1 pseudogene is annotated in these 255 nt (G+C 51.4%); it reads right to left on the bottom strand.

Annotated features, from left to right (window positions below):
- Window positions 1-255 (bottom strand): annotated as a pseudogene (locus tag LRL21_RS45250) (IS4 family transposase); the annotation flags it as partial.

The raw sequence follows: 255 nt of genomic DNA, 5'->3' as shown, positions 1-255 counted from the left end.
CATTGGCCGCAACGAGAGCCACATGAAGTTTGATCCCCGCCCGCTCCCCATGATAGGGTGCCCAAGGCAAACGGGTTTTGCCGACTGTGATCGTGGTCGAGTCGATAAGAAGAAGGTCCTTAGGCAAACGTAATTCGCGGCGCAAGGGTCGGTTGCATTTTTTCAAAAGTAGCTGCAAAGTCTGCTTAAACAGGTCATAAGGAACATCCTTGGCTTTTTTGGAAAAGGTCGAATAATCGCCGGCTGGTAGTCCGC

The sequence above is a fragment of the Paenibacillus periandrae genome, from assembly GCF_022458865.1.
GTDB lineage: Bacteria > Bacillota > Bacilli > Paenibacillales > NBRC-103111 > Paenibacillus_S > Paenibacillus_S periandrae.
This window is presented reverse-complemented; position numbering and strand designations above follow the sequence as displayed.